This is a genomic window from Terriglobia bacterium, assembly GCA_020073185.1.
GTDB lineage: Bacteria > Acidobacteriota > Terriglobia > Terriglobales > Acidobacteriaceae > JAIQGF01.
Genome location: JAIQFT010000045.1, coordinates 1 through 26,168 on the forward strand (window position 1 = coordinate 1; position 26,168 = coordinate 26,168).

Below are 26,168 nucleotides of genomic sequence, written 5' to 3' on the forward strand. Positions count from 1 at the left end.
CGCGGCAAGGCCTCTCCAGTCTCCAGCCGTGCCGGACAACTCGCACGGCAGCGCTGCTGTAACGAAACCACGCTCAATTTCCCGGCGATATTGCAGAAAGGCCTTCTCAGGCTCGGCGGCTGTTTTCGGATACGATCCTCACCCCGAAGTTCCGGAATCATAACATGTCACTCCACGGCTGGTCAGAGATGCGTCGACGTTTCCATGGCCTGCGAGCCGACTGCGGTGTTCCTAACCTTGAATTTCGCGATTTGCCGTTCCAGTTTGGCTCTTGAACTCTCATACGCCCGCAAGCGCCCTATCATCCCGTATAGACGAAGAAGCGTCCCAATCCAGCCACCTAGCATGATCGATGCCGGAATGGTCCACAGAACGCTTCCGCGCAGCCGGATCATGAAGACAAGTAAAACCAGGATCGCCGTTTCATATAAGGGCTGGCGCAACTCCCAACACAACCAAAGTATGAATTCATAAGCATTCCCGCGGACTGAGTTCAGAACCGCAAGCCGATCTTCGGCGATCGTGAAAGCGAATCGACCGAAGCTTCTTCCACCTCTCTTCAAGGCTGCGCGTATTTCCAAAGCAAAGAGCGACGGCAACACCGAAACAGCTATTGTCAGGACAATCGATAGGTACGGATACGTCATAGTTGGCCTGTAATCGTACTCATGGCCGCAGGAAACGCAATGAGTAGTTCTTCCATGTTCGCAGTAGGAGGCAGCGCAAAGTGCGAACTCTACACTGGCGTCGTTGCTCCCCGACTTTCTTTGTCCTTACGGTACACACGCCCGCCGAACAGCGTGATGCCCATCCGCGAAAAAATATCGCCCTCGGCGAATTGATACCTGATGACGCCTGCCACATGGGTGGCCAGAAGCGCAATGTACATGCGTGCCCCCGCTCCATGCAGCTTGCGCGCGGCAAGCTTAGACAGGTCGGGGAACGTGGTTGCGACCCCCTTCAGCACATCGGGAAGGTTGCTAAGAGCCATCATGGCCAGACCGCTCGCGGCCATGATGAGGAGGACCGCATAAAGCAGTATGTGAATGCCCTTCATCCCGAGATAATGCAGGCGTGACACCGGAAGAGGCTCGGGAGAGTCGTGCGTCAGCACCCAGGCGATCCGTGCGACCGTCAGCAGCAAAAGAAGCGAACCTGCAAGCGCGTGAGCTCGATATAATGGAAGCTTTGCCGCCCCCTCGACTTGTTGCATGAGGAAACCTAGAGGAATCATCCCTATAACTAACACTGCGCTTGCCCAATGAAATAGCTGGGCGCCATAGTTATAAGTTTGTGGCCATTGGCTCATATCGTTACCAGAACCACACTGTCAGCTCTCAGCAGGCGACTCCTATTCGCAGCGGCGTAGCGGCGTACTTGCATTCAAGTTAATCAATCGACTTGCGAAACCGCCAGATGCTCGCCATAAACAGCGCCGGAGCGAATACCGCCATGGCCGCCATTTGTGGCCACAGCACGCTCACGCCGACCCCCTTCAGATAAACGCTGCGCAGCACGATCTCGAAATAGCGCAACGGATCCAGGTAACTGATCCACTGCAGGACCGGCGGCATGCTGGATATCGGAAAACCAAACCCCGAGAATATGATCGCCGGCTGGTAAAAGAAGAACGCCGAGACCAGCGCTTGCTGTTGCGTCCTCGATACCGTGGATATGAAGAAGCCGGCACCGAGCACACAAAACAAAAAAAGCACCAATCCCAGGGTTAAGACGCCTACACTGCCGCGAAACGGAATGCCAAACCAATACGTCCCAAACAGCGCGATGAGCGCGCCGTCCGCAAGACCGATGAGGAAGAAAGGAAAAGTCTTGCCGATGATGAATTCCCAGCTTCGTACCGGGGTTACCATGATCTGCTCGAGGGTGCCGATCTCGCGTTCCCGCACCACGGCAAACGCGGTCAGAACGATCACCTGAATGAGCGCCAAGATGCCGATCACACCCGGGATGAAGTTCCAGCGGCTCTGCATGTCTACATTGAACAAGGGCCGACGCTGCAATTCCACGCGTGGCATTTGCGCAAACAGCAATGGAATGCTGCGCTCGAGATTCGAGTTCTGGTAATCACGGGCGAAGTTGTCGGCAACCTGGGTCACGAATCCCAGGGCAACGAGCGCCGTATTGGAATTGCTGCCGTCGAAGATCACCTGCACGGGCGCCATCTTTCCTTTGCGAACTTGGGCGCCGAAACCGGCTTGGATATGGATGCCGATCATCGCCTCGCCATCGGCAATTACCTGCCCGAGTTGATGGCGATCCGACAAACGATGGCTCACCTCGAAGTACCGGCTCCCGGTGAAGCGGGCAACGAAATCGCGGCTCTCGGGACTGTTATCCTGGTCCAGAACGGCGGTGGAAACATGACGAATTTCGAAGCTAACGGCGTAACCAAGGATGAGCAGTTGGATGAGGGGAGGTGCGAGCAGAAGGAACAGGCTGCGCTTGTCGCGAATCACCTGTATGAACTCCTTCACGATCATCACCCGAATGCGAGCCAACATCGTAGAACCTCAATCCAGGGTCTTATGAAATGAGTGCGTAGCCAACAGACCCACCACGGTAACGAAGATGGCGAGACCTAGCAGATCGGCCCGCAGCAGGTGCAGCGGGGTGCCCTTCAAGAACAGGTTCTTGAGCATGCTCACGTAATATCGAGCGGGAACGGCATAGGTCAGCACGCGCGCGGCAGTCGGCATCTGGTCAATGGGATAAATGAACCCGGACAGCAAGAACGCCGGCAGAAACGTGGTGACCAAAGCGGTCTGGCTGGCGGCCAGTTGCGTTTTGGCCACGACGGAAATGAAGTACCCCATCGCCAGGACAACCAGCAGGAACATGGCGGACCCGGCAAGCAGCGAAATCCAATGACCACGGAATGGCACGCCGAACCACCAGACGGCGATCGCCGTGCAGAGCGCCGCGTCCGCCAGACTGATGACAAAATAAGGCGCCAACTTGCCCAGCATGATCTCCAACGATTGTACGGGCGTCGAGATCAGTTGCTCCATCGTGCCGCGCTCCCATTCGCGCGCGATGGTCAGCGATGTCAGGAAGGTGCCGATCGTTGCCATCACCAGCGCAATCACACCGGGAGCGATGAAGGCGCGGCTCTCCAGGTCCTGGTTGTACCAGACGCGCGGCTGCAGCAAGAGCGGGTATTGCAGTCCAGGCACACCGACCCGCCGTGCCCAGTCCGCTTGCACGCTCGACGAGAAACCCTGCACCACGGTTTGGCTATAGCTGAAGCTCAGGTTGGCGGTATTGTCGTCAATCCCATCTACCAGTGCCTGAATTCCGACCGTGCCTCCAGCATTCAGCTTGTCCGAGAAATCAGGAGGAATGACGATCGCGATCCGGCAACTCCCTTGATCAATGGCCCGCAACAGGGCAGGGTAGTTATCAACTGTCTGCACCAAGTCGAAGTACTTGGTGGATTCGAAGCGCTTGATTAACTCATGGCTCTGCAGGCTGCCTTCACGGTCAAAGATGTATAGCGGAATCTCCTTGGTATCCAGACTGACACCATAGCCAAACAACAGCATCATGATGGGCGGCATGAGGGTCACGACCGCCAGACTGCGAGTGTCGCGAAGGATCTGGATGATCTCCTTGCGAGCCATGGCGAGAATCCTGTGACCGCGCATAGGGCCTAGTTGGTCCTTTCGACGTTATGGCCGGCCACCGACACAAAGACGTCTTCGAGGGTGGGCTGAATCTGCTCCATCTTGTCGACGGCGACGCCGTGCTCCGCCAAGAGACTGCGCAACCGAGCGGTGGACTCACCGGCCTTGGGCACAATTAGGTGCAGGGAGTTGCCGAAAACGGCCGCGTCGAGAACTCCGGGCGCCGTCCGCAGCACGTCAAGGGCCGGCGCGAGGGGTTCACACTGGACTAACAGGAGTTCGCCCGGCATGCAGGTTCGCTTCAGCTCAGCCGGGGTGCCGAGAGCGACGATCTTGCCGCGATCGATGAGCGCCAGGCGATTGCAGTACTCTGCCTCATCCATATAGTGAGTGGTGACGAATACCGTCGTACCCTGTCCCGCCAGTTCGTGAATCACGTCCCAGAATTGGCGGCGGGTGATGGGGTCGACGCCTGCGGTTGGCTCATCCAGAAACAGGACCGAAGGAGAGTGGAGCATGGCACAGCCCAGCGACAGCCGTTGCTTCCATCCACCGGGCAGAGCTCCGGTCAGATCCGTGGTACGCGCGGACAGGCCAGAGATGTCCAGAGCCCACTGGATTCGCCCCGCAACCGAGCGCGACGCCACGGAGTACATGCCGGCGAAAAAGCGGAGATTCTCAATCACAGTCAATTCGTCATACAAGGAGAATTTCTGGGACATGTAGCCGATCGTCTGCCGCACCGCTTCGGGCTGGGTCGCTACGTCAAAGCCGGACACGAGGGCTTTTCCCTCGGTCGGACGAAGCAGCCCGCACAGGATTCGAATGGTGGTGGACTTGCCAGCGCCATTGGGACCCAGGAAGCCAAAAATTTCGCCACGATAGGCTTCAAAACGAATGTGGTCCACGGCCACGAAGCTGCCAAAGCGCTTCACCAGGTTCTCCACAATGACGGCTTGGCCGTTATCGTTCATCAACGCGCATTCCCCGTCTTGCCCTCCACGGCGGCGACCATGACGTCCTCGACCGTGGGTGTGGTCTTCACAATGTGATCAAAAGCGAGCTTGGCCGCGGTCAGCCGGCTGCGCAACTCGGGTATGCGGCGTTCCGCGTCATCCAGCAAGAGATGGACCCCGTCACCCACCAGCACCAGGCTGGAAACGCCGTCCGCATGCTCTAACTCCCCGCGGAGCCGGCGGGCATCCGTGGAAATTACGGCCACCACATCGCCCGGCAATTTTTTCTTCAGTTGTGAAGGCGTGTCGCAGAACAGCAGCCCTCCCTTGTGGAGCAGCGCAACACGATGGCAGCGCTCGGCCTCGTCCAGATACGCGGTGGAGGCGATAACGGTTACACCTTCGGTGGCCAGGGAATAGAGAATGCTCCAAAAGTCGCGACGCGAAATGGGATCCACACCGTTGGTGGGTTCATCCAGGAGAATGATTCTCGGAGTGTGGATCAGCGCGCAGACCAAGCCCAGCTTCTGTTTCATACCTCCGGAAAGCCTGCCGGCCTGGCGGGTGCGGAACGGTTCCAGGCCGGCAATTGCGAGCAGTCGCGAGGCCCGTTCCTTGCGCTCGCGGGAAGGGACACCGAAAATGTCAGCATAGAATCGGATGTTTTCGTCGATGGTCAGCTCTTCGTACAGCCCGAAGCGCTGCGGCATGTAGCTGACGAGTTGCTTGGCGGCGTCGGGGTGGCGCACGACATCCAACCCCGCCACGGTGGCCGTGCCTTCATCCGGGGTAAGCACCGCCGCAAGCATGCGAAGGGTCGTAGTCTTACCTGCGCCGTCTGGGCCCACGAGGCCAAAGATTTCGCTGCGGTTCACGGAGAAGCTCAGATGATCGACAGCGCACACATCGCGGAAGCGCTTGACCAAGCCGCGCACCTCAACCGCTACGCCTTGCTCGCCTTGAGTCTCCATCGCCAAACCAACCTCGTTGCTCACTACCTGCGTTCGCTGTGCCGGTGGGAGCCTTTGCTGACCTCCTGCTGCACGGACGCTTGCGCGGAGATACCGGGGCCGCTCTTCTCGGCGTTCGCGGCCGCGCCCGGAGCAAGCAAATCGACGGCTGCGTCCGCCGGCATACCAGGTTTCAACTCATGCTTCTCATTGGAAAGGTCAATCTTGATCCTGTAGACCAGCGTCACCCGTTCCTCCGCAGTTTGCACGCTCTTAGGCGTGAACTCCGCATCAGGGGCAATGAACGACACCTTGCCCGAGTAGGTTTTACCGGGATAGGTGTCGGTGGTTACCCGCGCGGTCTGGCCCCACCGAATTCTGCCTAAGTCGGTCTCACTCACGTAGGCGCGTAACCACACGTGATCCAGGTCCGCCAGCGTGACGATGGGAGTTCCCGGCCCTACGACTTCCCCCAACTCGGCGGAACGGGTCACAATCACCCCCGAATTGGGCGCCCTCAGCACGGTGTAACCCAATTTGATTTTCGACATGCGGACGTTTTCCAAAGATTGCTTGACGGATTGCCGGTCAATGCTGATTTGCTCTTTCCGGCTGCCCTCGCGCACTTGCTCATAAATCTGTTTCGCGCGTTCGTAAGCCGCCTGAGCACGCTTGAGATTGGTGGAGGAGATATCGCGGGCCTGGGCCGAGATTGCGTCCTTTGCGTACAATTCCTGATTGCGCTTGTCATCGAGTTTCTTGAGTTCCAGGTCAGCCTCGGCATCGGCCAAGCTCTCCTGGGAAGCCTGGATGTCGAATCGCCTCGACCCCGCCTCGGTGAGCTGCAGTTGGGCGTCTTTCAACTGCATGTTGGCTTCGTCGGTAGCAACTTGCTGCTTGTAGTCTTCGTCATCCAGCCGCGCCAGCACGGTGCCCGCCTCGACCCACTGTCCTTCCTGCACCGGCAGTTCGCTGATCCGCCCCTGCACCTTGAAGCTGAGATCGCTCTGGTGGGCCTCGACGTTTCCCGACAGTTTCAGCACGTTACTGGGCGGCTGCTTGCGGAAACGGGCCGGCAGGTAATACCACGCCGCGATGGCCACCGCCGCCAAAACAAGAAATGCAACAAGCTTTTTCATACTTGAACCTAAAGGGACCGACTACTGCGTTTGATACTAGACGGGACTATCGTCCCAGGAACCGCTCGTAATCTTTTTCCGTGGCGCCCAAGGCATTCGCCAAAGCGATCTTCGCATCGACGTATCGGGTCAGGGCAGAGACCTGGTTCTCTTGCGCGCGGATAAGGTTCTCCTGCGCCGTAACAACCTCGACGTTGTTGGTAGCACCAGCCTGAAACCGGACACGCGCCAGCTCCAATTCCTGCTGCGACAAATCCAGACCTTCGTCAGCCACCTTCACCTCGCCGCCGGTCGATTCCAAGGTGAGGAGAGCCTCGCGAATATCCTCCTCGATCTGTGCCCGAAGGTCTGCGATCTGGCTGTTCAGGCGCTGCAGACGAGCGTCAATCTCCGCCCGTTCTCCTTCGCGATCACGGTCGAACACTGTCACCGACAAGACTCCTTGAAAGGCGCCGGTACTGGCGGTAGAGGGGAATGTCCGCCCGTTGCCTCCATAATTGCCGCTCACCGAGAGCTTCGGCCAGGACCTGGCCCGGGACGCCTTTTGCAATTCGACCTGTTGGTCGCGCTGCCGCAGCAGCGATAAGTAGTCGGAGCGGCGGCTTAATGCGGCGCTCACACTTTCTCCTACGTCTGGCGGCCGCACCGGTTCATAAGCCAGCGCTTCCGCCAACACCAGCGGTTTTGCAAGGTCTAGGCCGATATTGCGTGCCAGGGCCAATAGCTTCTGCTGCGCCGTGTTGCGGGCGCTCAGCAACGTTTGCCGATCATTGGCAAGCTGCACCTTGGCGCGTAACACATCCAACCCGGTGGCCACACCGGAGTCGTGCTGGTCGTTCGCCAGCTTCAAGAGCGCCTGCGAAATGCTGACGCGCGTTTCCGCCGACCGGACCAAGGCTTCAGCCGATTGCGCACCTAAGTAGAGCGAAGCGATGGCGCGGACTACAAGATCGCGGCTCGATTGATAGTCGTGGCGGGCTGCTCGTTCCCCTTCCTCGCCGGACTTCCACCCGTGATAACTCTGCAAATCCAACACAGGCTGGTCGACGTACAACCGGAGATCGTACGAGTTAAAAGGACCGACGATCGGCGCGATAAAAGGACTGTGAAGACCTTTGGTAGCCAGGTTGACCTTTTGAAACACGTCCGAGGCATCTACGTGCGCCTTGGGAAGAAGATTGGCCAACCGCCGTTCCCGTGTGCCCGCCGCTTCCTTAACCTTGCTTTCGGCCACCAGTACGCTCAGGTTTGCTTGCAAGCCAAGTCGAACGGCTTCTCTCAAAGTCAGGCGGTAGGGCTGTGTTGGTCCTTGCGGCTGTGCTTCCTGGGCCCAAGCTACGGAAAGGGTGCGCAGCAGCGCACCAACGGCCAAGATCATGGTTACTGTCCAGGAACACCGCATATTGACACGAATCTCCGTAGCGTGGTGAATCTGGCCGACAACTGGTCCAAACCAGGCGTACCATGTGATTCAGGTTCTGTTAACGGTTGTTTTCGACCATTCTGCATTCCATTCGTAAAACTGGCGAGCGGTGGCATCCTTCGGCGAACGCCAGGTTTCGGGGTTGTAGGGCGTGATGTAGGGCTCCAGCTTCTTGCTGATATCCCGAAAGAGATCGTGGTCGCGCACGTGGTCGACCGCGGCCCCAGCGTCCTCGCTGGTTTCAATGAAATGAATGTACAGATCCTCCAGGATAAATAAGCAACGGTGGCGAATCCCGGCCAGCTTCGGCAGGTCGGTGGCATCGGACTCGGCGAAGATGGCGGCTACCTTTTCCTCGCTGCCTGGTTTGATACGCGCCACAATGACAGCACGCTTACTCATCACAGCACCTCCCCCTCCAGCGCTTCCCCGCTCCGGGATTACAAGCGATAGCTCATGCGCGATTCGACAACCGTATCGGCAAGCTTCTTGTACAAGTGCGCGTTGTCGATAGCGACCGCCGCCTGGGCGGCAAAAGCGGTAGCGACGTCGAGGTCCCGCTCGGTAAATCCGGTTCCCGCCTTCTTGTTGATCATCTCAACCACCCCGATCACGCGGTCGCGGACGTCCAAGGGAACCGCCAGCAGAGAGCGAGTAACAAACCCCAGCGAGCGGTCGATGGCATCGGAGAAACGCGGGTCGGTGTGCGCCTCGTCCACGATGGTGGGTTTGTTATTCTTCAGGACCCAGCCTGCCACGCCGGTATCGGCAGGCATGCGCATGGTCTTGATTCTTCCCTCGGAATCTCCCGTGGCAACCTCAAAGGTAAGCTCGCGGCTGGCTTCGTCATACAACAGGAGAGAAGCGGCCTCAGCGCCGAGCAGATCGGCGGCCGCACCGATGATGGCGCGCAGCAGGTTCGGAAGGTTGAAGGTGGAGTTTAGTTGCACGCTGGACTGGACCAAGGCGCGGCGGATACGCCGTTCTTCCGCCAGATCGTGGGTGAGAGCCGCAACCTCGCTGATGGCCTGATTCATGCTGATCTCCTCATGGCGGCATCCTCAGGCACGATCAATGTGCCCTGGGGCGTCATGTACTTTTCAATGAAATCGAGGTGATAGTCCCCGCTGCGGAACACGGGATGAGCTAACAGTTCAAGATGGAAAGGAATGGTTGTCTTGACGCCCTCACAGGCAAATTCCGACAGCGCCCGCTGCATGACATCCAAGGCTTGCGTCCGGTCTTTGCCGTGGACGATAACCTTTGCCAGGAGCGAATCGTAGTACGGCGGAATGGTATAGCCGCTGTAGGCATGAGTTTCCACCCTCACCCGGGGTCCGCCGGGAGGAATAAAGCGAGTCAGGGTTCCGCTTGCGCCTTTCCAATTGTTGGCAGGATCCTCGGCGTTAACCCGGCACTCGATGGCATGCCCCCGCGGGACAATGTCGTGCTGTTTGACGGGCAGCGGTTCGCCGGCAGCGACCCGGATCATGAGCTCGACGATATCGAGTCCGGTAGTGGTTTCAGACACCGGATGCTCAACCTGGATTCGGGTGTTCATCTCCATGAAGTAGAAGTTCCGATCGCAATCCACTAGGAACTCCATCGTCCCGGCGCTCTCGTAGCCGATCGCCTTGGCGCCAGCTACCGCCGCTTCGCCGATTCGCCGGCGCAGTCCGTCATCGATGTAGGTAGAAGGAGACTCCTCGATCAGCTTCTGCTGGCGGCGCTGAATGGAGCAATCCCGTTCGCCCAGGTAGACGACGTTCCCGTGACGGTCGCCCATGACTTGAATTTCCACGTGGCGAGCATCGCGAATGAACTTTTCGAGATAAACCCGGTTGTCCTTGAATACGGCTTGCGCGGTGTTGCGAACATCCTCCAAGGCCGAGGCCAGTTCGGAGCCCTTCCACACCACTTGCATGCCGCGCCCGCCGCCGCCGGCCGAAGCTTTCAAAATCACCGGATAGCCGACCTGCTCTGCCCTCAGACGGGCCTCGTCGTAGTTCACCAAGGGCGTCTCGGTACCGCCGGGCAACGGCAGTCCTGCATCCGTCATCAACTTGCGCGCCCCCGATTTGTCGCCCATCATCTCCATCACATTCGGAGCGGGTCCGATGAAGGTGATCCCGGAATCGCGGCAGATTTCCGCGAAGTAGGTGTCCTGCGACAGAAAGCCGTAGCCGGGGTGAACCGCCTCGGCTCCGGTCATCAGGCAGGCATGAATAATGGAGGGGATGTGGAGATAGCTGCGGCTGGAAGGGGCTGGCCCGATCAGTACCGCTTCGTCCGCCAACTCCACCGGCCTGGAATCCGCGTCCGCCTTGGAGTAGATCTGGACAGTCTTGATCCCCATGTCCCGGCAGGTTCGGTTAATCCGCAGGGCAATCTCGCCGCGATTACAAATAAGGATCTTCTTGAACACAAAGCACCTTTGCGAAACTGGCCCTAACGCAAGGACCGGTAATTGGTGGCTAAGTCTTTGCAGCTCCGCCACTGGTATCAACGAGCATGAGCCGCTGTTCGTAGGTGACCGGAGTGGCGTCCTCGACCAGAATTTCGACCACCACACCGCGGCAATCGCTGGTCACATCGTTCATCACTTTCATGGCTTCGATGATGGCCACTTTCTGGCCGCGCTCAACCGTATCGCCGACTTGCACCAGGGGCTTGGCCCCGGGCGATCCGGCCCGGTAGAAAACGCCGACTAGCGGCGAGACGATAGGCACGGTGCCGGCAGCCATCGACGGCGCCTGACTGGCGCCAGCAGACACCGCCGCCGGCAATGCCGCTACGGCTACCACTTCGCGCTGGATCTCGATCTGAAGGTCGCCGGCTTTGACGAGCAGGCGCGTCGTTCCCGTTCCTTCCAGGGAATGAGCCAGATCTTTTGCCTCTTTCAACGCGAGGCGAATTCCGTCGGCAGGGGACCCGTTTCCGCCTTCTTTTTTGCTGGCATCCATGGTTGGCTCTCTTGATGTTTGCGTCTTCACTTCTGCTGCACACCCTCGGTAAACGACCCGAACCCGCGGAACCGCGCATAGCGCTGATCAATCAGTTCGCGCCCGCTCAGCTTTGCCAAAGCATCCAGATTCCTCTTCAGCGCTTCCTGCAGGGCCGCGGCAGCCCGGGCAAGATCCGTGTGCGCGCCCTCGGCCGGCTCGGGCACCAACTCGTCGGCAACGCCAAGCTTCAACAACTCACGGGCGGTGAGGCGGGAGGCCTCGGCGGCGCGTGGAGCGCGGGCCGCATCCTTGAAAAGAATGGTGGCGCATCCCTCGGGACTGATCACCGAGTAGATGGCATTCTCCAGCATCAGCACGCGGTTCCCAACGCCGATGGCGAGCGCCCCACCGCTCCCACCTTCTCCGATGACCGTGCAGATGATGGGCACCGGCAGACGGGCCATGACCAGCAGGTTGCGGGCAATGGCTTCGCTTTGGTTGCGTTCCTCCGCCTGCAAACCCGGATAGGCGCCCGGCGTATCGATGAAGGTCAGAATCGGCAACTGCACGCGCCCCGCGTACTGCATCAGGCGCAATGCCTTCCAGTAGCCCTCGGGGTGCGGCATCCCGAAATTGCGCTCGATGCTCTGTTTGGTCCCGCGTCCTTTCTGGTGTCCAACCACCATCACCGGCCGGCCTTCCAACAAGGCAAGCCCCCCCACAATCGACGGGTCATCCCGAAGGTGACGATCCCCGCGCAGCTCGGTAAAGCTGTCAAACAGCGCGCCGATATATTCGTAGAGATTCGGCCGGTCGGGATGTCGGGCAAGCTGAACGCATTCCCACACCGAGCGGGCTGGAGCCGGCTGGCTTGAGGCGGCACTGGCCGGAGTGGAGATCGCGGTCGGCACCTGCGGCTGAACGTGATATGCGAGAAGCTTCTTAAGGACGGAGGGCAACTCGGCGCGCGGAACGACCATGTCGATCTGGCCCTTTTCCATCAGGAACTCCGCCGTTTGAAAACCTTCGGGCAATTTCTGGCGGATGGTCTGCTCGATGACTTGCGGGCCGGCGAATCCGATATGGGCTTTCGGCTCCGCGATGATGACGTCGCCGAGAGTGGCAAAAGAGGCGCTCACGCCCCCGTAGGTCGGGTCGGAGAGCAAGGAAAGAAACGGCACTCCCGACTCGCCGAGCTTGGCGATGGCCGCCGAGGTCTTGGCCATCTGCATCAAGGAGATCGTGCCCTCCTGCATACGGGCACCACCGGAGGCAGAACACACCAGCACCGGCGTGTGGGTCTCGACGCCCAACTCAAGCGCCCGGCTCACCTTCTCTCCCACCACCCCACCCATGCTTCCACCCATGAAGGTGAAGTCCAAGGCGCAGATGACGATGGGATAACCGCCAATGGCACCGGCGCCGTAGATCGCCGCTTCTCGCTCGCCCGACTTGCGGCGGCTCTCCGCCATCCGGTCCAGATATGGGATCGAATCATTGAATTGCAACGGATCGGTGGAGACCAGATCAGAGCCGCGTTCCTGGAACGATCCCGGGTCAAGCAAAAAGCGAATGCGTTCGCGAGCGCTCAAGCGAAAGTGAAAATTGCACTCCGGACATACCTTCAGGTTCTTCTGGAGCCGTTTGCAGTAAATGAACGCGCTGCAGTGACTGCACTTCACCCAACGGTCGGCGGGAATCGAAGCAAGCCGAGCTGCGAACTCCGTGGGTGCGGCTATCGGTCGCGGTTGTGCGGCCATGTCAGTGAACCCCCTCAACGGACTGCCACACGACAGCTTCCGAGTTGTGCTCTTCGGCGTATTCGTCCATCTCTTCGTGCAGACGCCGCATCAACTCGGCGTCGCGCTCGGCGGCATCGAGCAGGCTGCCAAAAAATCCATCTTTCGCGTAGGCCAGGAAAGCCGTGGTCAGGCCAAAGCGGTCGCTGCGAGTAGCCTCGAGAGCGGCGTCCAAGGCGCCGCGCCAGTCCTTGCACCTGGCTCGGCACAAGACAATCCCGTGTTGGGCCATCACCTGCGCCGTCCGGTCGCGCTCGCGCAGAAGGTGAAGTGTCGCCTCCGCCTCGCTGTAACGCTGCAAGTGGAGATACAGGCGAGCAAGATCGTTCAGGACTCTGGGCGACGCCTCGCCGCCAAATTGCTTGGACAGAACCTCTGCCGCGAGAGCAGGTTCGCCAATGGCTTGGTAGAGCTGAGCAAGCGCAAAGAGAACAGCTTTGTCCGCCGGACGCAGCGCTGCCGCGCGCTCCAGGGCCTGGCGGGCGCCCGTGGAGTTCCCATGGGCGAAGAGGGCATATCCAAGATCAATGAACAACTCCGGGGAATTGGAGTCGCGGCGCGTAAGCTTTTCGAGAACCTCGATGGCTTCCTCCAGTTGCCCGATCGTCTGGAGTGCTTCTGCCAATTGGCGGGGGAGTTCCAGGTCGGATGGATCCAACGCCGCGGCCTTTCGAAAATTATTCGCGGCCTCCCGGAAGTCTCCTTCGGCGGCTGCGACCCTGCCTTGCAAGGCAGCGCAGTGAGGGCTGCGAGCCGCATCCGGCAAAGCGCCACAGCGTTCCCCCCAGGCCCGGGCATCATCCAATCTTCCTTGTTCCAGCGCCTCCAGGCCAGAGGAGTAGCATGTGTCCACGGTCAACACTGCGCTCGGCTCTCCGGACTGCTTGGCCACCGATGCGTTGTTCATAATGCACCTTGTGTTTTGAACTCAGGGCCGTGTGAATTTGACGGTGGCACCGGCAGCGCTGGACTACGCCGCCGATCCACGAACCTGCTTTTCGATGCGTTCCTTGATGATGTTCATCTGCTTGTTGCTGTTGGCATTGATGTAAACTTCCATCTGCGCATCGTTTGCCGGGGCTTGGGGTTTCATGGTGAATTCCTGCACCCAGCGCATGCGGGTTCCACCTTCCACCGCTTCGTAATACCATTCGATATTCATGTACTCGAACGGCCCCGTTTCCACTCGGCGAGCCTTGACCGCGCGGTTGGGAGCGTCCGTCGTGCGCTCCGAAACCCAGCTCCACACTTTCCCGTTTTCGTCCGGGTGCATGGTAAGACGGAAGACGACGGTGTTTCCTCGGCGCTCCAAAATCTCCGCCGTGGCGTACTCGGTGAAGAGATCGGGCCATTTCTCCACGTTATTGGTGATATCCCACACCGTATCGAGGGGAGCGCAAATCACGATCGAATTGTCGGTACGCACAGCCATGTAGTTACCCCGCTTGCTGCAAGCGACGGTTGGTGTAATCAATAGCCTGTCCAACGGTGTGCAGGTTGGCCACGTCCTCGTCCGGGATCACGAATCCGTAGCGCTGTTGGACTTCGAGCTGAACTTCGACCAAGGCCAGCGAATCCAGCCCCATGTCTTCGAAAGATGCTGTCAGATCACTCTTGATCTGGGCTTCGGGCAACCGGACGCGCTTGACGAGTATGTCTTTGAGATCTTCAAACGTGAACACTTGTGCTGGCATACAGTCCTCCGGAATATGTGAGTCCAAGGGATTGCGGATTGGCCAAGGTCCGCAACGCCGGAATCTGCTCTTCCATGGCAGCCCGCCCTGCGGCAAGGAACAGGTCAGCCAGTTGGAAATCCCGCCAGGTTCCCGGACCAAAGCGGGGGGTCACCACTACGTCGGCCAAGGCTGCATGGCGAGTACTACCGTCAAGCTGCATCATTTCCATGACCTCCAGCAGCGTATCCAGCACGCGCGAGCCGCGACTCTCGGAAACCGCGGCCACGGGAGTGCCCGCCGGCCAGACCGGCAGGGTGTCCCGGCTGATGAGGTTCACCGATATGACGAGATCGGCACCCGCTGCCCGAACCGCTTCGGTCGGCACGGGCACCAGCGCGATTGCATCCACCAACCTTTGCGAGCCGAGCTGGTATGGGGGATACAATCCGGGTACCGCGCTGGCCGCCATCAAGGCCTCCCATAGCGGACCTTCCGTGATCGGGGCCGGCTGCTTCAACTTCAGGTCGACAGCCATAACGACGAGTGGGATGACAACATCGGAGAAGGCAAGCCCATCGGTAGTTTCGTGCCACAGGCGCTTCACTTCATCGGTGCTGCTTGCCATGCCGCCAAACGACAGCTTGAACATCGCCGCGACAGTCTCCGGGGAAAACGCACGCCTCATGGCCGCTTCAACCCCTGCTGCGTCTTTCCCCAGAGCCAGCCACGAACCCACAATCGCGCCGATGCTGCTGCCCGCAACGTAGTCGATCGCATAACCGGCGGCTTCCAGTACATGCAGCGCGGCGGCGTGCGCGTATCCCTTGGCTCCACCCGCCCCCAGCGCTAATCCCAGCTTGGTTCGGGACAGGTGCCTTCCCAACCATGCGATATCCCTGTCGGGAGACTCGGGATCGATAGTCCGGATCACCTTGAGGCCGCCGAGAGAACGAGTCGTCAACGAGCGGTTACGCTGCAGAAGCACTACTTCAGCGGTACGGCAGAGCTGAGCCGAGTTGAGACAAGCCGGCTCCGTGCCCAGCACAATCACCCGGTCTGCCTGTTCGACCAGCGCCGATAGGTTGGCCTGACCGCTACTGGCAACAATGAAGACAAAGGCGTGCGAAGCGAGGAGATTATCCAGGCGGCCGAGCACCTCTTCTACACAGTGGTCCCGCTGCAATCGCAAGCTCGATGGCAGCTTCCCCGTGAGATCGACACAGGTGCTGGCACGCGGTGTGGCAGACTGCGCCGCCTCAATCACCTTGGCCACTTGCCAAGTCGCGCTCATGTCGGCGACCAGGGCGACCACTTCGCCGCGCCGGTGCCAGGTGGCAAACTGCACATCGGTTCGGGCGAGTCGCTGCACCGCAATGCGAGCCAGATTGGCGAATAAGGGTGGATGTGCGGCGAGCATTGTCGCGAACCTCTCCCGGCTCAATTCCAACACCGTCGTAGGCAGGATCGCTTCCACGGTGGCAGAGTGCGGTTCTCCGCTAATCAGTGACATCTCCCCCACAACATCGTTCCGCCGCAGTCGTGCAATAATCCTCCGCCCTTCGGGCCGCTCTACCACTACGTGCGCCACCCCCTGCTCAATGACGAACAAGCTCGATGCAGGATCACCGCGGCGGCAAATCGGTTCACCAGTCGCAAACTGCCGCGGCTGAAGCAGAGTCTGGACCTGCTCCTGGATCTCCGGCTCCAAGCCTTCGAACAACGGTATTCGTCTCATATCCAGAGGCATAACCCCTCGCGGGGGTGCGGCGTCACGCAGCGTACTTCCGCAGCACCAGCGAACCGTTGAAACCACCGTACCCGCGGCTGTTGACCAGTACCGTTCGTACCGGCATCTTTCGTTCTTTCTCCCTGGTAAAGCTCAGTTCGCAGCCCTTTGCCGGCTTTCCCAGGTTCACAATCGGGGGAACTACGTCGTCCCTCATGCTGAGCAGAGCGGCGGCAACGTCGAGCGGCGCCCCGCCCGCATACAGACGTCCGACCATTGACTTGGGAGCGGCGATGGGAACTTGCGAAGCTCGGGAGCCGAACACTTGCCGAATGGCCTCGGCCTCCAATGCATCGCCCTTCAAGTCGCCGGCGGCATCCGCGAAGATGACGTCCACGTCGTTGGGAGTGATTCCGGCGCGCGCAATCGCTTCCCGCATGGCCCGCGCATACTGCCGGCCGTCGGGAGCGGGCTTGGCGTAGTGATATCCGTCCTGGGTGGTGCAGTATCCCAGGATCTCGCCGTAGATATGCGGAGCTCCCCTCTTCTTGGCATGCTCGAGTTCCTCGACGATGAGAATGGCGCCGCCTTCGCCCGGCACATAGCCGTTGGCGTTTTCGTCAAAAGGCCGGTAGGCGAGGGCAGGATCCTTCTGCTTGCTCAGCAGGCCGTTCTGCATCTGGCAAACCAACGCATAGGGACAAAGCGGCGCCTCGGTCCCGCCGCTGACCACCAGGTCGACCCCGCGGCGAATGTTTCTCCAGGAGTGGGCCAGGGCTTCCACGCCACCGGCACCTTCGGAAAGGACGACGCCGCATGGACCCTTCATCCCCCACTTGATCGCGATCTGTCCGGTGGTGGCGGCGTAGAACCATGCGATCGACTGGTAGGCTCCAACGTAAAGAACGCCCTTTCCCCAGAGATTTCCAATTTCGCGCTGGCCAAACTCATTGCCGCCCGAAGAACTCGCGGTAATGACGCTCATCTGGTAGGGCTGCGCCTTCTTGGGATCGAAGTCGGCATCGCGGAGAGCCATGTCGGTGGCCGCCAGCGCCAACCAAGTCCAGCGATCAGTCTGCGCGATGAGGCGCCCGTCAATGTGATCCTCAGCTTTAAAGCCATTCACCTCACCGGCAAGCTGAGTCGTGTACGGAGAAGGGTCGAAATGGGTAATCCGCCGGATACCAGTCTTACCCTGTCGCGTAGCCGTCCAGTAGGCCTCAGTGCCGATGCCGCTGGGCGCCACCACTCCAATTCCGGTAATGACCGCGCGTCGGCTCATGCTCGCGCCTCCGAAGGGCGTGTGAAAATCATGGCGGACTGGAATCCGCCGAACCCGCTTCCAGTTGAGAGCACGGCATCAACTTTCTTGTGCCGCGCCACGTTCGGCGTGTAGTCCAAGTCGCATTCGGGATCGGGAATCTCGTAGTTTGCGGTTGGCGGAATGACGCCGTGCTCGATAACCAAGGCACAGGTAGCCATTTCCAGGGCACCGATGGCGCCGAGCGAATGGCCAATCATGGACTTAATGGAACTGATCGGAATGTGATACGCCTGTTGTCCCAGCGAGCGCTTGAAGGCAGCCGTCTCGTGACGGTCGTTTTGCTTGGTTCCCGATCCATGCGCGTTGATATAGCCGATGTCCGAAGGCTTGATTCCGGCCTGGTGCATGGCATCCACAATGGCTTCGGCCATCTCGACCCCATCCGGACGCAGGCCGGTCATGTGATAGGCGTTGCCACGGCTGGAATAGCCGCCCACTTCGCAGTAAATGTGCGCGCCCCGCGCCAGCGCGTGATTCATCTCTTCCAGGATGAGCACCGCACTGCCTTCGCCCATGACAAAGCCATCGCGTTTCAGGTCAAAGGGCCGCGAGGCGTGCGCCGCGTCGTCATTGCGGGTCGAGGTGGCCTTGATCGGCTCGAAACATCCGATGGCGATGGGAGATACAGGCGCCTCCGCGGCGCCGGCGATGACAATATCCGCTTCCCCGTCCTGAACCAGGTAGAAGCCGTAACCGATGGCATCAATACCAGAGGTGCATCCCGTGGAAACCACCGTCGCCGGGCCGTGGGCGTGAAAGCGCGAGGCCAGTTCAGAAACCAGGCTGCTCGGAATCAGGGCTTCATACAGAAACGGCCAGGCGCGCTTAGCGTCCACCAGCCATTGTTTGCCGGAGTCGCTTACAGCCACGTAGCCTAGCTCCAGGTTGATGGTCGCCCCAACCGCCGACCCCATGGTGACCCCCATGCGGTCGTGATCCACTGCGTCCAACGCGAGGCCGCTGTCCTTCATCGCCTCGTTAGCCGCAGCCACCGCGAACTGAATGGAGCGATCCATCCGCTTGGCTTCTGATTCATCCAGTCCCGCGAGCGCCGGATTGAAGTCGCATTCCGCCGCGATCTGGGAGCGAAACCCGGTTGCGTCAAATAGCGTGAGCCGCCGCGTGGCCGTCCGGCCAGCGGTAATCGTGTCCCAGAAGGCGTTCCTGCTTGTGCCGCCGGGTGCCACTATGCCAATACCAGTAACGGCTGCTCTTCGGGTGGCCATCTTCCAATCACCTCAGCTTATGCTGGAGAAGAAACAGCTATCCCTTCGCGGTCGGCAAAAGGATTTCGAGCCAGAATTCCGTGAAGTGCTACGAAAACTGACTTCTATTCTGTGTCGACGTGGCCCATGTCCGGCTTGGGAGCCAAGGGTCCGAGGTGGAAAACGATAAATACTTCCTCGCTACCCTCATTCATCAGCCGGTGTTTCACATTGATAGGGATAAGCAAAGCCTGGCCCTGTTTGAGTTCGTTTCTAACGCCGTCGAGGCGAGCGATCAGGTTGCCTTGGACAACGTAGATGAACTCCTCCGAGTACGGGTGATAGTGTTCGGTAATCCGATCTCCCGGTGCGATTGTCGCCACACCCATGAAACCGGAAGTTGAACCTACCGTCTTCGGCGAGAGCAGGACGCGGACGTCCCCACCACGTCGCGTATCGTGAGCGGCATCGTCGAGTGCCTTGATTTTTGCTACGGCTGTGGCCATATCACCCCTACAGCTCTGCCTTAGGAAAATAGCACGGCAAAAGCTGTCTTCAAGTGGCAAGAGCCTAGTACCACCCCGGCTGTACTGTCAATGGCAATTTTGGCCTACAGACGGTCGCCGATCCGCCATCTTTTCACTGAGCGCATCGAGCGCCTCTCCGATCGCGTCGTAGACGGCGCGCAGGTCTTCCATCGAGATAACGTACGGAGGAAGGACATATACCACGTTGCCCAAGGGCCGGAGCAGTACGCCCCGGCTGAGGAAGAACTCGTAAAGAAACGGGCGCAGGTTGGAAAAATACCCATGATCTTCAGCACGGAGTTCAATGGCCGCCACGGTTCCTATCCCGCGCTTATCGGCAACTAACGAGTGCCGCCGCAGGATCTCAAGCCGCTCGCGATGTGCCGCCGAGATCGCCGCGATGCGCTCCCACACCGGCTCCGTCTCGAAAATATCCAAGCTGGCGATGGCGGCTGCGCTAGCGATGGGATTGCCCGTATAGGAATGACCATGGAAAAACGCGCGGCGCTGATCGCCGATGAATTCGCCCTGCACAAAGTCGGCGCATACGGTCGCCCCCATCGGCAAGAATCCGCCGGTGAGCCCCTTGGAAAGGCACATCAGGTCAGGCACGACTCCGGCCAGCTCACAGGCAAACATTCGCCCGCAGCGACCGAATCCGGTCAGCACTTCGTCGGCGATCAGCAGCACGTTGTAGCGGGAGCATAGTTCGCGAATGCGCACCAGGAACTCGATGGGATGGACGATCATTCCCCCCGCGCCCTGCAGCAATGGTTCGACGATCACCGCGGCAAGCTCGGCGTGTTTCGCGCTCAACAATTGCTCCATCGCTTGAAGGCAATCGATGTCGCATGTCTCACGCCGCTTTCCCACCGGGCAGCGATAGCAATACGCAGCAGGAACGCGGCGAACGGGAAAGCGCAGCGCGGAAAAAGCGTCGGTGAAACCGGAGTCCGCACTGACGGACATGGCGCCGACGGTGTCCCCGTGGTAGGCGCCCTCGAGCGCGACAATGCCCGTCTTCTCCGGTTGTGCCCGGTTGCGCCAATACTGCACCGCGATCTTGAGCGCGACCTCGACCGCAGTGGAGCCGTCGTCGGAATAGAAGACGTGGCTGAGCGCGTCGGGCAAGAAACGTCGCAGGCGGGCCGTCAGGTGTTCAATGCCCTCGTGGGTCAGGCCTGCGAGCAGCACGTGATCCAAGCGCTTCGCTTGTTCGGCGACAGCGGCTGCGATGCGCGGGTGACAATGGCCATGCAGGTTGACCCACCAGGAAGAGATCGCGTCGATGAGCCTGCGGCCATCCGTGGTGTAGAGATACGCCCCTTCGGCACTGGCAATGCGAAGCGGCGGCCCATCCGCCGGCGAGGTGAACGGATGCCAGATGTGCAAGGGCGCCGTCATTGGCGGTCGAGAACTCCGGGATCGAAATGGTCCTGAAAAGCTTGAATGAGCTGCCTGCGTTCGACGCGCGGCAGCAACGGGATCGTGCCCAGCACTGGAACGCCTCCGTACTTTTCGATGGCGTTGCGGTTGTCGCCATTCTCCGGGCCAACCATGACGACTCCGTGAACCTTCACGCCGCGTTCTCGCAACGCCGCCAGAGACAGCAGGGTATGGTTGATCGTCCCCAGTCCGCTCCGGCAGGCCAGCAGCACCGGTAATCCTAGCTCGCGCATCAGGTCGGCCATGAACTGCTCCTCGTTGAGTGGCACCAGCACGCCGCCCGCGCCTTCGACGACAAGCTCCTTCCCTGCCCACTCGCTCCGCAGGCGCAAACGGTCCAGGTCAATGCGCACCCCGGCCCAGGCCGCAGCCAGGTGCGGAGATACGGGCGGGTCGAAGCAATAAGCTTCCGGCACCGTCCGTTCCGGAGGGACCTCAGCATAACGCATCACCGCGCAGCGGTCGGTTTCTTCGCTCGCGCCGGTTTGAATCGGTTTCCAGTACAACGCCGAGGTGACCGCGCAGAGAAGCGCCGAGACCACCGTCTTGCCGACACCGGTGTCTGTCCCGGTAATGAAGAACTGCTTAGGCATGTATGACCGACCCAAGCGCTTCTTTGGCGGCGACGATGGCCGCCATGAACCGGTCCATCTGTTCGGCGGTAAGTGTGCTGGTCAGCGATACGCGCAGCCGCGATGTGCCGGGACTCACCGTAGGAGGCCGAATCGCCCGGACGGCAAACTCACTCTTGCGGAGTTCCGCGGCAAAGTGCAGTGCCGTTTCGTTGTCGCCAAGCAAGACAGGCACGATTTGCGACGTGCTGGCGCCGGTGTTGAATCCGGAAGCTTGCAGCGAGCTGCGCAGTTGCGTCGCCAGCGAATCGAGGTGGACTCTCTCTGGTTCGGATTCCGTCGTGATCCGCAAGGCAGCCCGAATCTGATGCGCGACATAGGGAGGCATGGCGGTGCTGAAGATGAAGGTTCGTGCCCGGTTAATCAGCAACTGCTTAAGGGTCGAGCTCGAACAGACAAATGCACCCACGCTGGCCAGCGCTTTTCCGCAGGTGTGGACGATCGCCAGAACTTGGTCCACCAAGCCCGCGTCCGCCACCAGTCCACGGCCGTGCGGCCCGAGAACACCCGTGGCGTGCGCCTCGTCGACAATGAGTTCCGCGCCGTAGTTTCGCGCCAGGCTCACCAGGTCGGCAATCGGAGCGCGGTCGCCATCCATGCTGAAAACGCTTTCCGTGACGATGATTCGGCAACCGTCTTCCTTGGCGAGTTGTGAGAGACCCTGCTCCAACGCGTTCAGGTCTCGATGGGGGTAAATGAACTTGCGCGCCCCCGACAAGCGTATGCCGTCGATAATGCTGGCATGATTGAGGCTGTCGGAAAGCACCACATCTTGAGGCCCGAGCACGGAACCCAACAATCCGATGTTGGCGGCATATCCCGAGCCGAAATAGAGCGCATCGCTGGTTCCGGCAAAGGCCGCAAACTCTTGTTCGAGGTCCTGCCATTCGCGCGAATTGCCGGATAACAGGCGCGACCCGGTAGCGCCCATCTGCGCCGTGCGGCTGACCCCGTCCAGAACGGCGGACTTCAGCCGCGGGTCCAGCGACAGACCAAGGTAATCATTCGAGCAGAGATTGATGCCCGCGTTGATTTCCAGGGTGCGCAGTTGTGCGTCGGCTTCAAGGTCGCACAACTTTCCCTTCATGCGGGCCAGCAACGAGGATGCCTTAGGCGTGGCCACGAGTCATCGCCTTCATCCCTAAGTCCTCCAGCAACTGCGCATCGGCGCTGGGAGCCGGGTTGGGCGTAGTGAGCAATTTGTCGCCAAAGAATATGGAATTGGCCCCGGCGAGGAAGCACAGCGCCACCGCCTCGCGCGACATACTTGTGCGTCCCGCCGCAAGCCGGATCATGGATGCCGGCATGAGAATCCTTGCCGTCGCGATGGTGCGCATCATGAGCAGCGGATCCAGACTCTCCTGTTGCGCGAGCGGCGTTCCGGCGGCCCGCACCAGCATGTTGATGGGCACGCTCTCCGGATGGGGACGGAGGTTCGACAATTGTTTCAGCAATCCGATCCGGTCTTCTTCCGACTCTCCCATTCCCAAGATTCCGCCACAACACACGGTAATGCCCGCCTGCCGAACCGCGTTGATGGTCTGCAGCCGCTCGGCATACGTCCTGGTGGTGATGATCTCGCCATAGAACTCGGGAGAGGTGTCCAAGTTGTGGTTGTATGCGGTGAGGCCGGCTTGCTTGAGTTGCCGCGCCTGATCCTCGGTCAGCATGCCCATGGTGCAACAGACTTCCATACCCAGGCGGGCCACCGCGCGCACGGTTGCCAGGACGGAATCGAACTCCTGGCCTGCGGGCAATTCCCGCCAGGCCGCTCCCATGCAGAATCGGGTGGCGCCCTCCGCCTTGGCCTGGCTGGCGGCGAGCAGTATCTCTTCGATGCTGAGCAATGCTTGCCGCTCCACGCCGGTGCGGTAGTGAGCGCTCTGCGGACAATAGGCGCAGTCTTCGGGACAGCCTCCGGTCTTGATGGACAAGAGTCGGCAGACCTGCACCGCGCAGGGGTCGTGATGCGCCCGATGAACCGTCTGGGCCCTGAACAACAGCTCGGGAAAGGGCAGACGATAGACCTCACGAATGGCTTCGCGAGTCCACTCCTGTTCCATCGCCGCCGTGGCAGTTGCGCTACTCAAGGGAACCTCGCTTTTAAGATGTGGCTGCGGACTTGGACCGTGGAGCCTCAGGAGACCCATACGGCCATTTCCAGTCGCGGATCTCCGGCATGTCGTCTCCGTGCACGCAAATGTACTGTTTGTGCTGCACCAGCGAGTTGCGCGCGAACTGCTTGAAATGTGCGCCGATAGCGCGCAGCCTGGGCACGCGATCGACGACGTCCTCGGCCAGGTGGAAGCGGTCAACGTCGTTGCACACGGCCATGTCGAAGGGCGTTGTGGTCGTGCCCTCCTCCTTGTAGCCCCGGACGTGCAGATTGCCTTGATTGGACCGCCGGTAGGTGAGGCGGTGGATCAGCCAGGGATAGCCGTGGTAGGCAAAAATGATCGGTTTGTCCGGGGTGAAAATGGAGTCGAAATCACGATCGCTGAGTCCGTGGGGATGCTCCGCCGAAGGTTGCAGTGTCATCAGGTCGACCACGTTCACCACGCGGATTCGGATATCGGGAAAATACTGCCGGAGCAGGTCCACTGCGGCCAGCGTTTCCAGAGTGGGGACGTCGCCGGCGCACGCCATGACTACATCGGGCTCCACTCCCTGGTCGGTGCTGGCCCACTCCCAGATGCCGATGCCGTCGGTGCAGTGTTGAATGGCTCGGTCCATATCCAGCCACTGCAGCGCCGGCTGCTTGCCGGCGACGATCACATTCACAAAGTGCCGGCTGTGCAGGCAGTGATTCATTACGGAAAGCAGAGTGTTCGCGTCCGGCGGGAGGTACACGCGCACGATGTCGGCCTTCTTGTTGACCACGTGATCGATGAAGCCGGGGTCCTGGTGGCTGAAGCCGTTGTGATCCTGCCTCCAGACGTGGGAAGTCAGCAGATAGTTCAAAGAGGCGATGGGCTGACGCCACGGGATGTGCCGCGTCGTCTTCAGCCACTTGGCGTGCTGGTTGAACATGGAATCAACGATGTGAATGAAGGCTTCGTAACAGGAGAACAAGCCGTGGCGTCCGGTGAGCAGATAGCCTTCCAGCCATCCCTGGCAAATATGCTCGCTCAGCACTTCCATCACCCGTCCGAAGGAAGAGAGGTGTTCGTCACCGGGCAGGATCGGCTCCATGAACACCTTGTCGGTGACTTCATACAAGGCGCCAAGCCGGTTAGAGTCGGTCTCATCCGGTCCAAATACGCGGAAGTTCCGCGCTTTAATGTTCAACTTCATGACATCGCGGAGGAACTTCGCCAGGACTCGGGTGCCTTCGGCGGATGTGGTACCGGGAGCGGTGACCTTGACGCCGTATTCGCGGAAATCGGGCATCGCGAGGTCGCGCAGCAATCGTCCGCCGTTGGCGTGCGGATTGGCGCCCATGCGCCGCTCCCCTTTTGGCGCGAGAGCTTCCAGTTCCGGCAGCAGCCGGCCACTTTCATCGAACAGTTCCTCCGGCCGGTAGCTCTTCAGCCACTCTTCAAGCATTTTCAGGTGCTCCGGCTTGGAGCCGGGCTCGGACAAGGGCACCTGGTGCGAGCGCCATGAGCCTTCGACCGTCTTTCCGTCAACCACCTTGGGCCCCGTCCACCCCTTGGGAGTGCGCAGGATCAACATCGGCCATACCGGGACACCGGTGGAGCCGCCTTCACCAGCAGTCTTCTGAATGTGCTGAATTTCCTCGACGATGGTGTCCAGGGTGGCGGCCATGCGTTGGTGGACCAGTTCGGGCTCGTGACCTTCCACGAAATACGGGCGATACCCATAGCCGGTGAACAGGTGTCTCAATTCGTCGTCACTCAACCGGCCCAGTACCGTAGGATTGGCAATCTTGTAGCCATTGAGATGAAGAATGGGGAGCACGGCCCCGTCGCGAACCGGATTCAGGAACTTGTTGGAGTGCCAACTTGCGGCCAGAGGACCGGTTTCCGCTTCACCATCGCCAATCACGCAACAGACCAGCAGATCGGGATTGTCGAACGCCGCCCCGTACGCGTGCCCAATCGAGTATCCCAATTCCCCGCCTTCGTGAATCGAGCCGGGGGTTTCCGGCGCCACGTGGCTGGGAATGCCACCGGGAAAGGAAAACTGCCGGAAAAGCTTCTTCAGACCGGCTTCATTCTGGGGAATGTTGGCATAAACCTCGCTGTACGTGCCCTCCAGGTATACGTTGGCGACGATGCCCGGACCGCCGTGTCCAGGACCAGCGATGTACAGGACGTTGAGATCGTACTTTTTGATCACCCGGTTGAAATGAACATAGACGAGATTCAAGCCCGGCGTGGTGCCCCAGTGTCCGAGCAGCCGCGGCTTGACGTGTTCCAGCTTCAACGGCTGTCGAAGCAGTGGATTGTCGTACAGGTAAATTTGCCCGACGGACAGATAATTCGCGGCACGCCAGTAGGCGTCCAGTTTGCCCAATTCCTCCTGGGTCAAGGGCTCCTGCAAAGTCGCCAACTTCGTGGAGCTCATGTGCAATCCTCCCGTTGATCGTTCGCTGCCGGTTGCGGCCAGTACGTTGATGCAATCAGTCCGTAAAGGGGTAGAGGGGGCCCCAGGCTTGTAAACAGCTTATAAATAATAGTTGGCAGTTTCGTCTACTGCTGAACGGGCGGCCAAAGCTCGCGACCCATGATGCCATCTCACAGGCGGCAGCCAAATCGCCGGCCAAGCCAAGCAACACTCACCCCAAGGTGGCGGTAATGGTAAACAAAATCC

25 protein-coding genes are annotated in these 26,168 nt (G+C 60.0%); all 25 read right to left on the bottom strand.

Annotated elements, in window-relative coordinates; all coding sequences use genetic code 11:
* Positions 1-182: 182 nt before the first annotated feature.
* The 25 genes from LAN64_15180 to LAN64_15300 all read right to left on the bottom strand — a co-directional run bounded on the left by LAN64_15180 (position 183) and on the right by LAN64_15300 (position 25,922).
* Positions 183-647, bottom strand: coding sequence for a hypothetical protein (locus LAN64_15180; protein ID MBZ5569180.1), 465 nt, complete (start codon positions 645-647; stop codon positions 183-185).
* Between the two features lie 89 nt (positions 648-736).
* Entirely contained in the window at positions 737-1,309 is a 573-nt protein-coding gene (locus LAN64_15185; protein ID MBZ5569181.1) for a cytochrome b/b6 domain-containing protein, read from the bottom strand.
* Positions 1,310-1,388: 79 nt separating this feature from the next.
* Positions 1,389-2,522: an ABC transporter permease gene (locus tag LAN64_15190; protein ID MBZ5569182.1), complete on the bottom strand. Its 1,134-nt coding sequence runs from the start codon at positions 2,520-2,522 to the stop codon at positions 1,389-1,391.
* A 9-nt stretch (positions 2,523-2,531) separates the two neighbouring features.
* Positions 2,532-3,665: an ABC transporter permease gene (locus tag LAN64_15195; protein MBZ5569183.1), complete on the bottom strand. Its 1,134-nt coding sequence runs from the start codon at positions 3,663-3,665 to the stop codon at positions 2,532-2,534.
* Between the two features lie 5 nt (positions 3,666-3,670).
* On the bottom strand, positions 3,671-4,618 hold the full coding sequence (locus LAN64_15200; GenBank protein MBZ5569184.1) for an ABC transporter ATP-binding protein: 948 nt from the start codon (positions 4,616-4,618) through the stop codon (positions 3,671-3,673).
* Positions 4,618-5,571 (bottom strand): ABC transporter ATP-binding protein, encoded by a 954-nt coding sequence (locus LAN64_15205; protein MBZ5569185.1) that lies wholly within the window; start codon positions 5,569-5,571, stop codon positions 4,618-4,620. Before LAN64_15205 ends, LAN64_15200 begins: the two co-directional genes overlap by 1 nt.
* 23 nt (positions 5,572-5,594) lie before the next feature.
* Positions 5,595-6,689 carry an efflux RND transporter periplasmic adaptor subunit gene (locus LAN64_15210; protein ID MBZ5569186.1) on the bottom strand — a complete coding sequence of 365 codons (1,095 nt, stop codon included), beginning with the start codon at positions 6,687-6,689 and terminating at the stop codon, positions 5,595-5,597.
* Between the two features lie 46 nt (positions 6,690-6,735).
* Positions 6,736-8,067 (bottom strand): TolC family protein, encoded by a 1,332-nt coding sequence (locus LAN64_15215; protein ID MBZ5569187.1) that lies wholly within the window; start codon positions 8,065-8,067, stop codon positions 6,736-6,738.
* Between the two features lie 93 nt (positions 8,068-8,160).
* Positions 8,161-8,514: a TcmI family type II polyketide cyclase gene (locus tag LAN64_15220; protein MBZ5569188.1), complete on the bottom strand. Its 354-nt coding sequence runs from the start codon at positions 8,512-8,514 to the stop codon at positions 8,161-8,163.
* 38 nt (positions 8,515-8,552) lie between these two features.
* Entirely contained in the window at positions 8,553-9,149 is a 597-nt protein-coding gene (locus tag LAN64_15225) for a GAF domain-containing protein (protein MBZ5569189.1), read from the bottom strand.
* Complete coding sequence (gene accC, locus LAN64_15230; GenBank protein ID MBZ5569190.1) at positions 9,146-10,537, bottom strand: acetyl-CoA carboxylase biotin carboxylase subunit; 1,392 nt, start codon at positions 10,535-10,537, stop codon at positions 9,146-9,148. Before accC ends, LAN64_15225 begins: the two co-directional genes overlap by 4 nt.
* A gap of 49 nt (positions 10,538-10,586) precedes the next feature.
* Positions 10,587-11,075 carry an acetyl-CoA carboxylase biotin carboxyl carrier protein gene (locus LAN64_15235; GenBank protein ID MBZ5569191.1) on the bottom strand — a complete coding sequence of 163 codons (489 nt, stop codon included), beginning with the start codon at positions 11,073-11,075 and terminating at the stop codon, positions 10,587-10,589.
* Positions 11,076-11,101: 26 nt separating this feature from the next.
* The gene (locus tag LAN64_15240) at positions 11,102-12,817 is read right to left on the bottom strand and encodes an acetyl-CoA carboxylase carboxyltransferase subunit alpha (GenBank protein MBZ5569192.1); all 1,716 of its coding nucleotides are present in this window, start codon (positions 12,815-12,817) and stop codon (positions 11,102-11,104) included.
* A gap of 1 nt (position 12,818) precedes the next feature.
* Positions 12,819-13,763 (bottom strand): tetratricopeptide repeat protein, encoded by a 945-nt coding sequence (locus LAN64_15245; protein MBZ5569193.1) that lies wholly within the window; start codon positions 13,761-13,763, stop codon positions 12,819-12,821.
* 63 nt (positions 13,764-13,826) lie between these two features.
* On the bottom strand, positions 13,827-14,288 hold the full coding sequence (locus LAN64_15250) for an SRPBCC family protein (protein ID MBZ5569194.1): 462 nt from the start codon (positions 14,286-14,288) through the stop codon (positions 13,827-13,829).
* 4 nt (positions 14,289-14,292) lie between these two features.
* Entirely contained in the window at positions 14,293-14,550 is a 258-nt protein-coding gene (locus LAN64_15255) for an acyl carrier protein (protein ID MBZ5569195.1), read from the bottom strand.
* Positions 14,525-16,240, bottom strand: a complete 1,716-nt coding sequence (locus LAN64_15260; protein ID MBZ5569196.1) for a cyclic nucleotide-binding domain-containing protein — start codon at positions 16,238-16,240, stop codon at positions 14,525-14,527. Before LAN64_15260 ends, LAN64_15255 begins: the two co-directional genes overlap by 26 nt.
* 61 nt (positions 16,241-16,301) lie before the next feature.
* Positions 16,302-17,540: a ketosynthase chain-length factor gene (locus LAN64_15265; GenBank protein ID MBZ5569197.1), complete on the bottom strand. Its 1,239-nt coding sequence runs from the start codon at positions 17,538-17,540 to the stop codon at positions 16,302-16,304.
* The gene (locus tag LAN64_15270; GenBank protein ID MBZ5569198.1) at positions 17,537-18,808 is read right to left on the bottom strand and encodes a beta-ketoacyl-[acyl-carrier-protein] synthase family protein; all 1,272 of its coding nucleotides are present in this window, start codon (positions 18,806-18,808) and stop codon (positions 17,537-17,539) included. Before LAN64_15270 ends, LAN64_15265 begins: the two co-directional genes overlap by 4 nt.
* A gap of 104 nt (positions 18,809-18,912) precedes the next feature.
* Positions 18,913-19,293 carry a cupin domain-containing protein gene (locus LAN64_15275; GenBank protein ID MBZ5569199.1) on the bottom strand — a complete coding sequence of 127 codons (381 nt, stop codon included), beginning with the start codon at positions 19,291-19,293 and terminating at the stop codon, positions 18,913-18,915.
* A gap of 87 nt (positions 19,294-19,380) precedes the next feature.
* Positions 19,381-20,718 (bottom strand): adenosylmethionine--8-amino-7-oxononanoate transaminase, encoded by a 1,338-nt coding sequence (bioA, locus tag LAN64_15280; GenBank protein ID MBZ5569200.1) that lies wholly within the window; start codon positions 20,716-20,718, stop codon positions 19,381-19,383.
* A complete protein-coding gene (gene bioD / locus LAN64_15285) occupies positions 20,715-21,353 on the bottom strand; it encodes a dethiobiotin synthase (GenBank protein MBZ5569201.1) in 639 nt (212 codons plus the stop codon). Before bioD ends, bioA begins: the two co-directional genes overlap by 4 nt.
* Positions 21,346-22,515: an 8-amino-7-oxononanoate synthase gene (locus tag LAN64_15290; protein MBZ5569202.1), complete on the bottom strand. Its 1,170-nt coding sequence runs from the start codon at positions 22,513-22,515 to the stop codon at positions 21,346-21,348. Before LAN64_15290 ends, bioD begins: the two co-directional genes overlap by 8 nt.
* Positions 22,502-23,542 carry a biotin synthase BioB gene (gene bioB, locus LAN64_15295; GenBank protein MBZ5569203.1) on the bottom strand — a complete coding sequence of 347 codons (1,041 nt, stop codon included), beginning with the start codon at positions 23,540-23,542 and terminating at the stop codon, positions 22,502-22,504. Before bioB ends, LAN64_15290 begins: the two co-directional genes overlap by 14 nt.
* Positions 23,496-25,922: a phosphoketolase family protein gene (locus LAN64_15300; GenBank protein MBZ5569204.1), complete on the bottom strand. Its 2,427-nt coding sequence runs from the start codon at positions 25,920-25,922 to the stop codon at positions 23,496-23,498. The genes bioB and LAN64_15300 overlap by 47 nt, the downstream gene beginning before the upstream one ends.
* Positions 25,923-26,168: the final 246 nt, after the last annotated feature.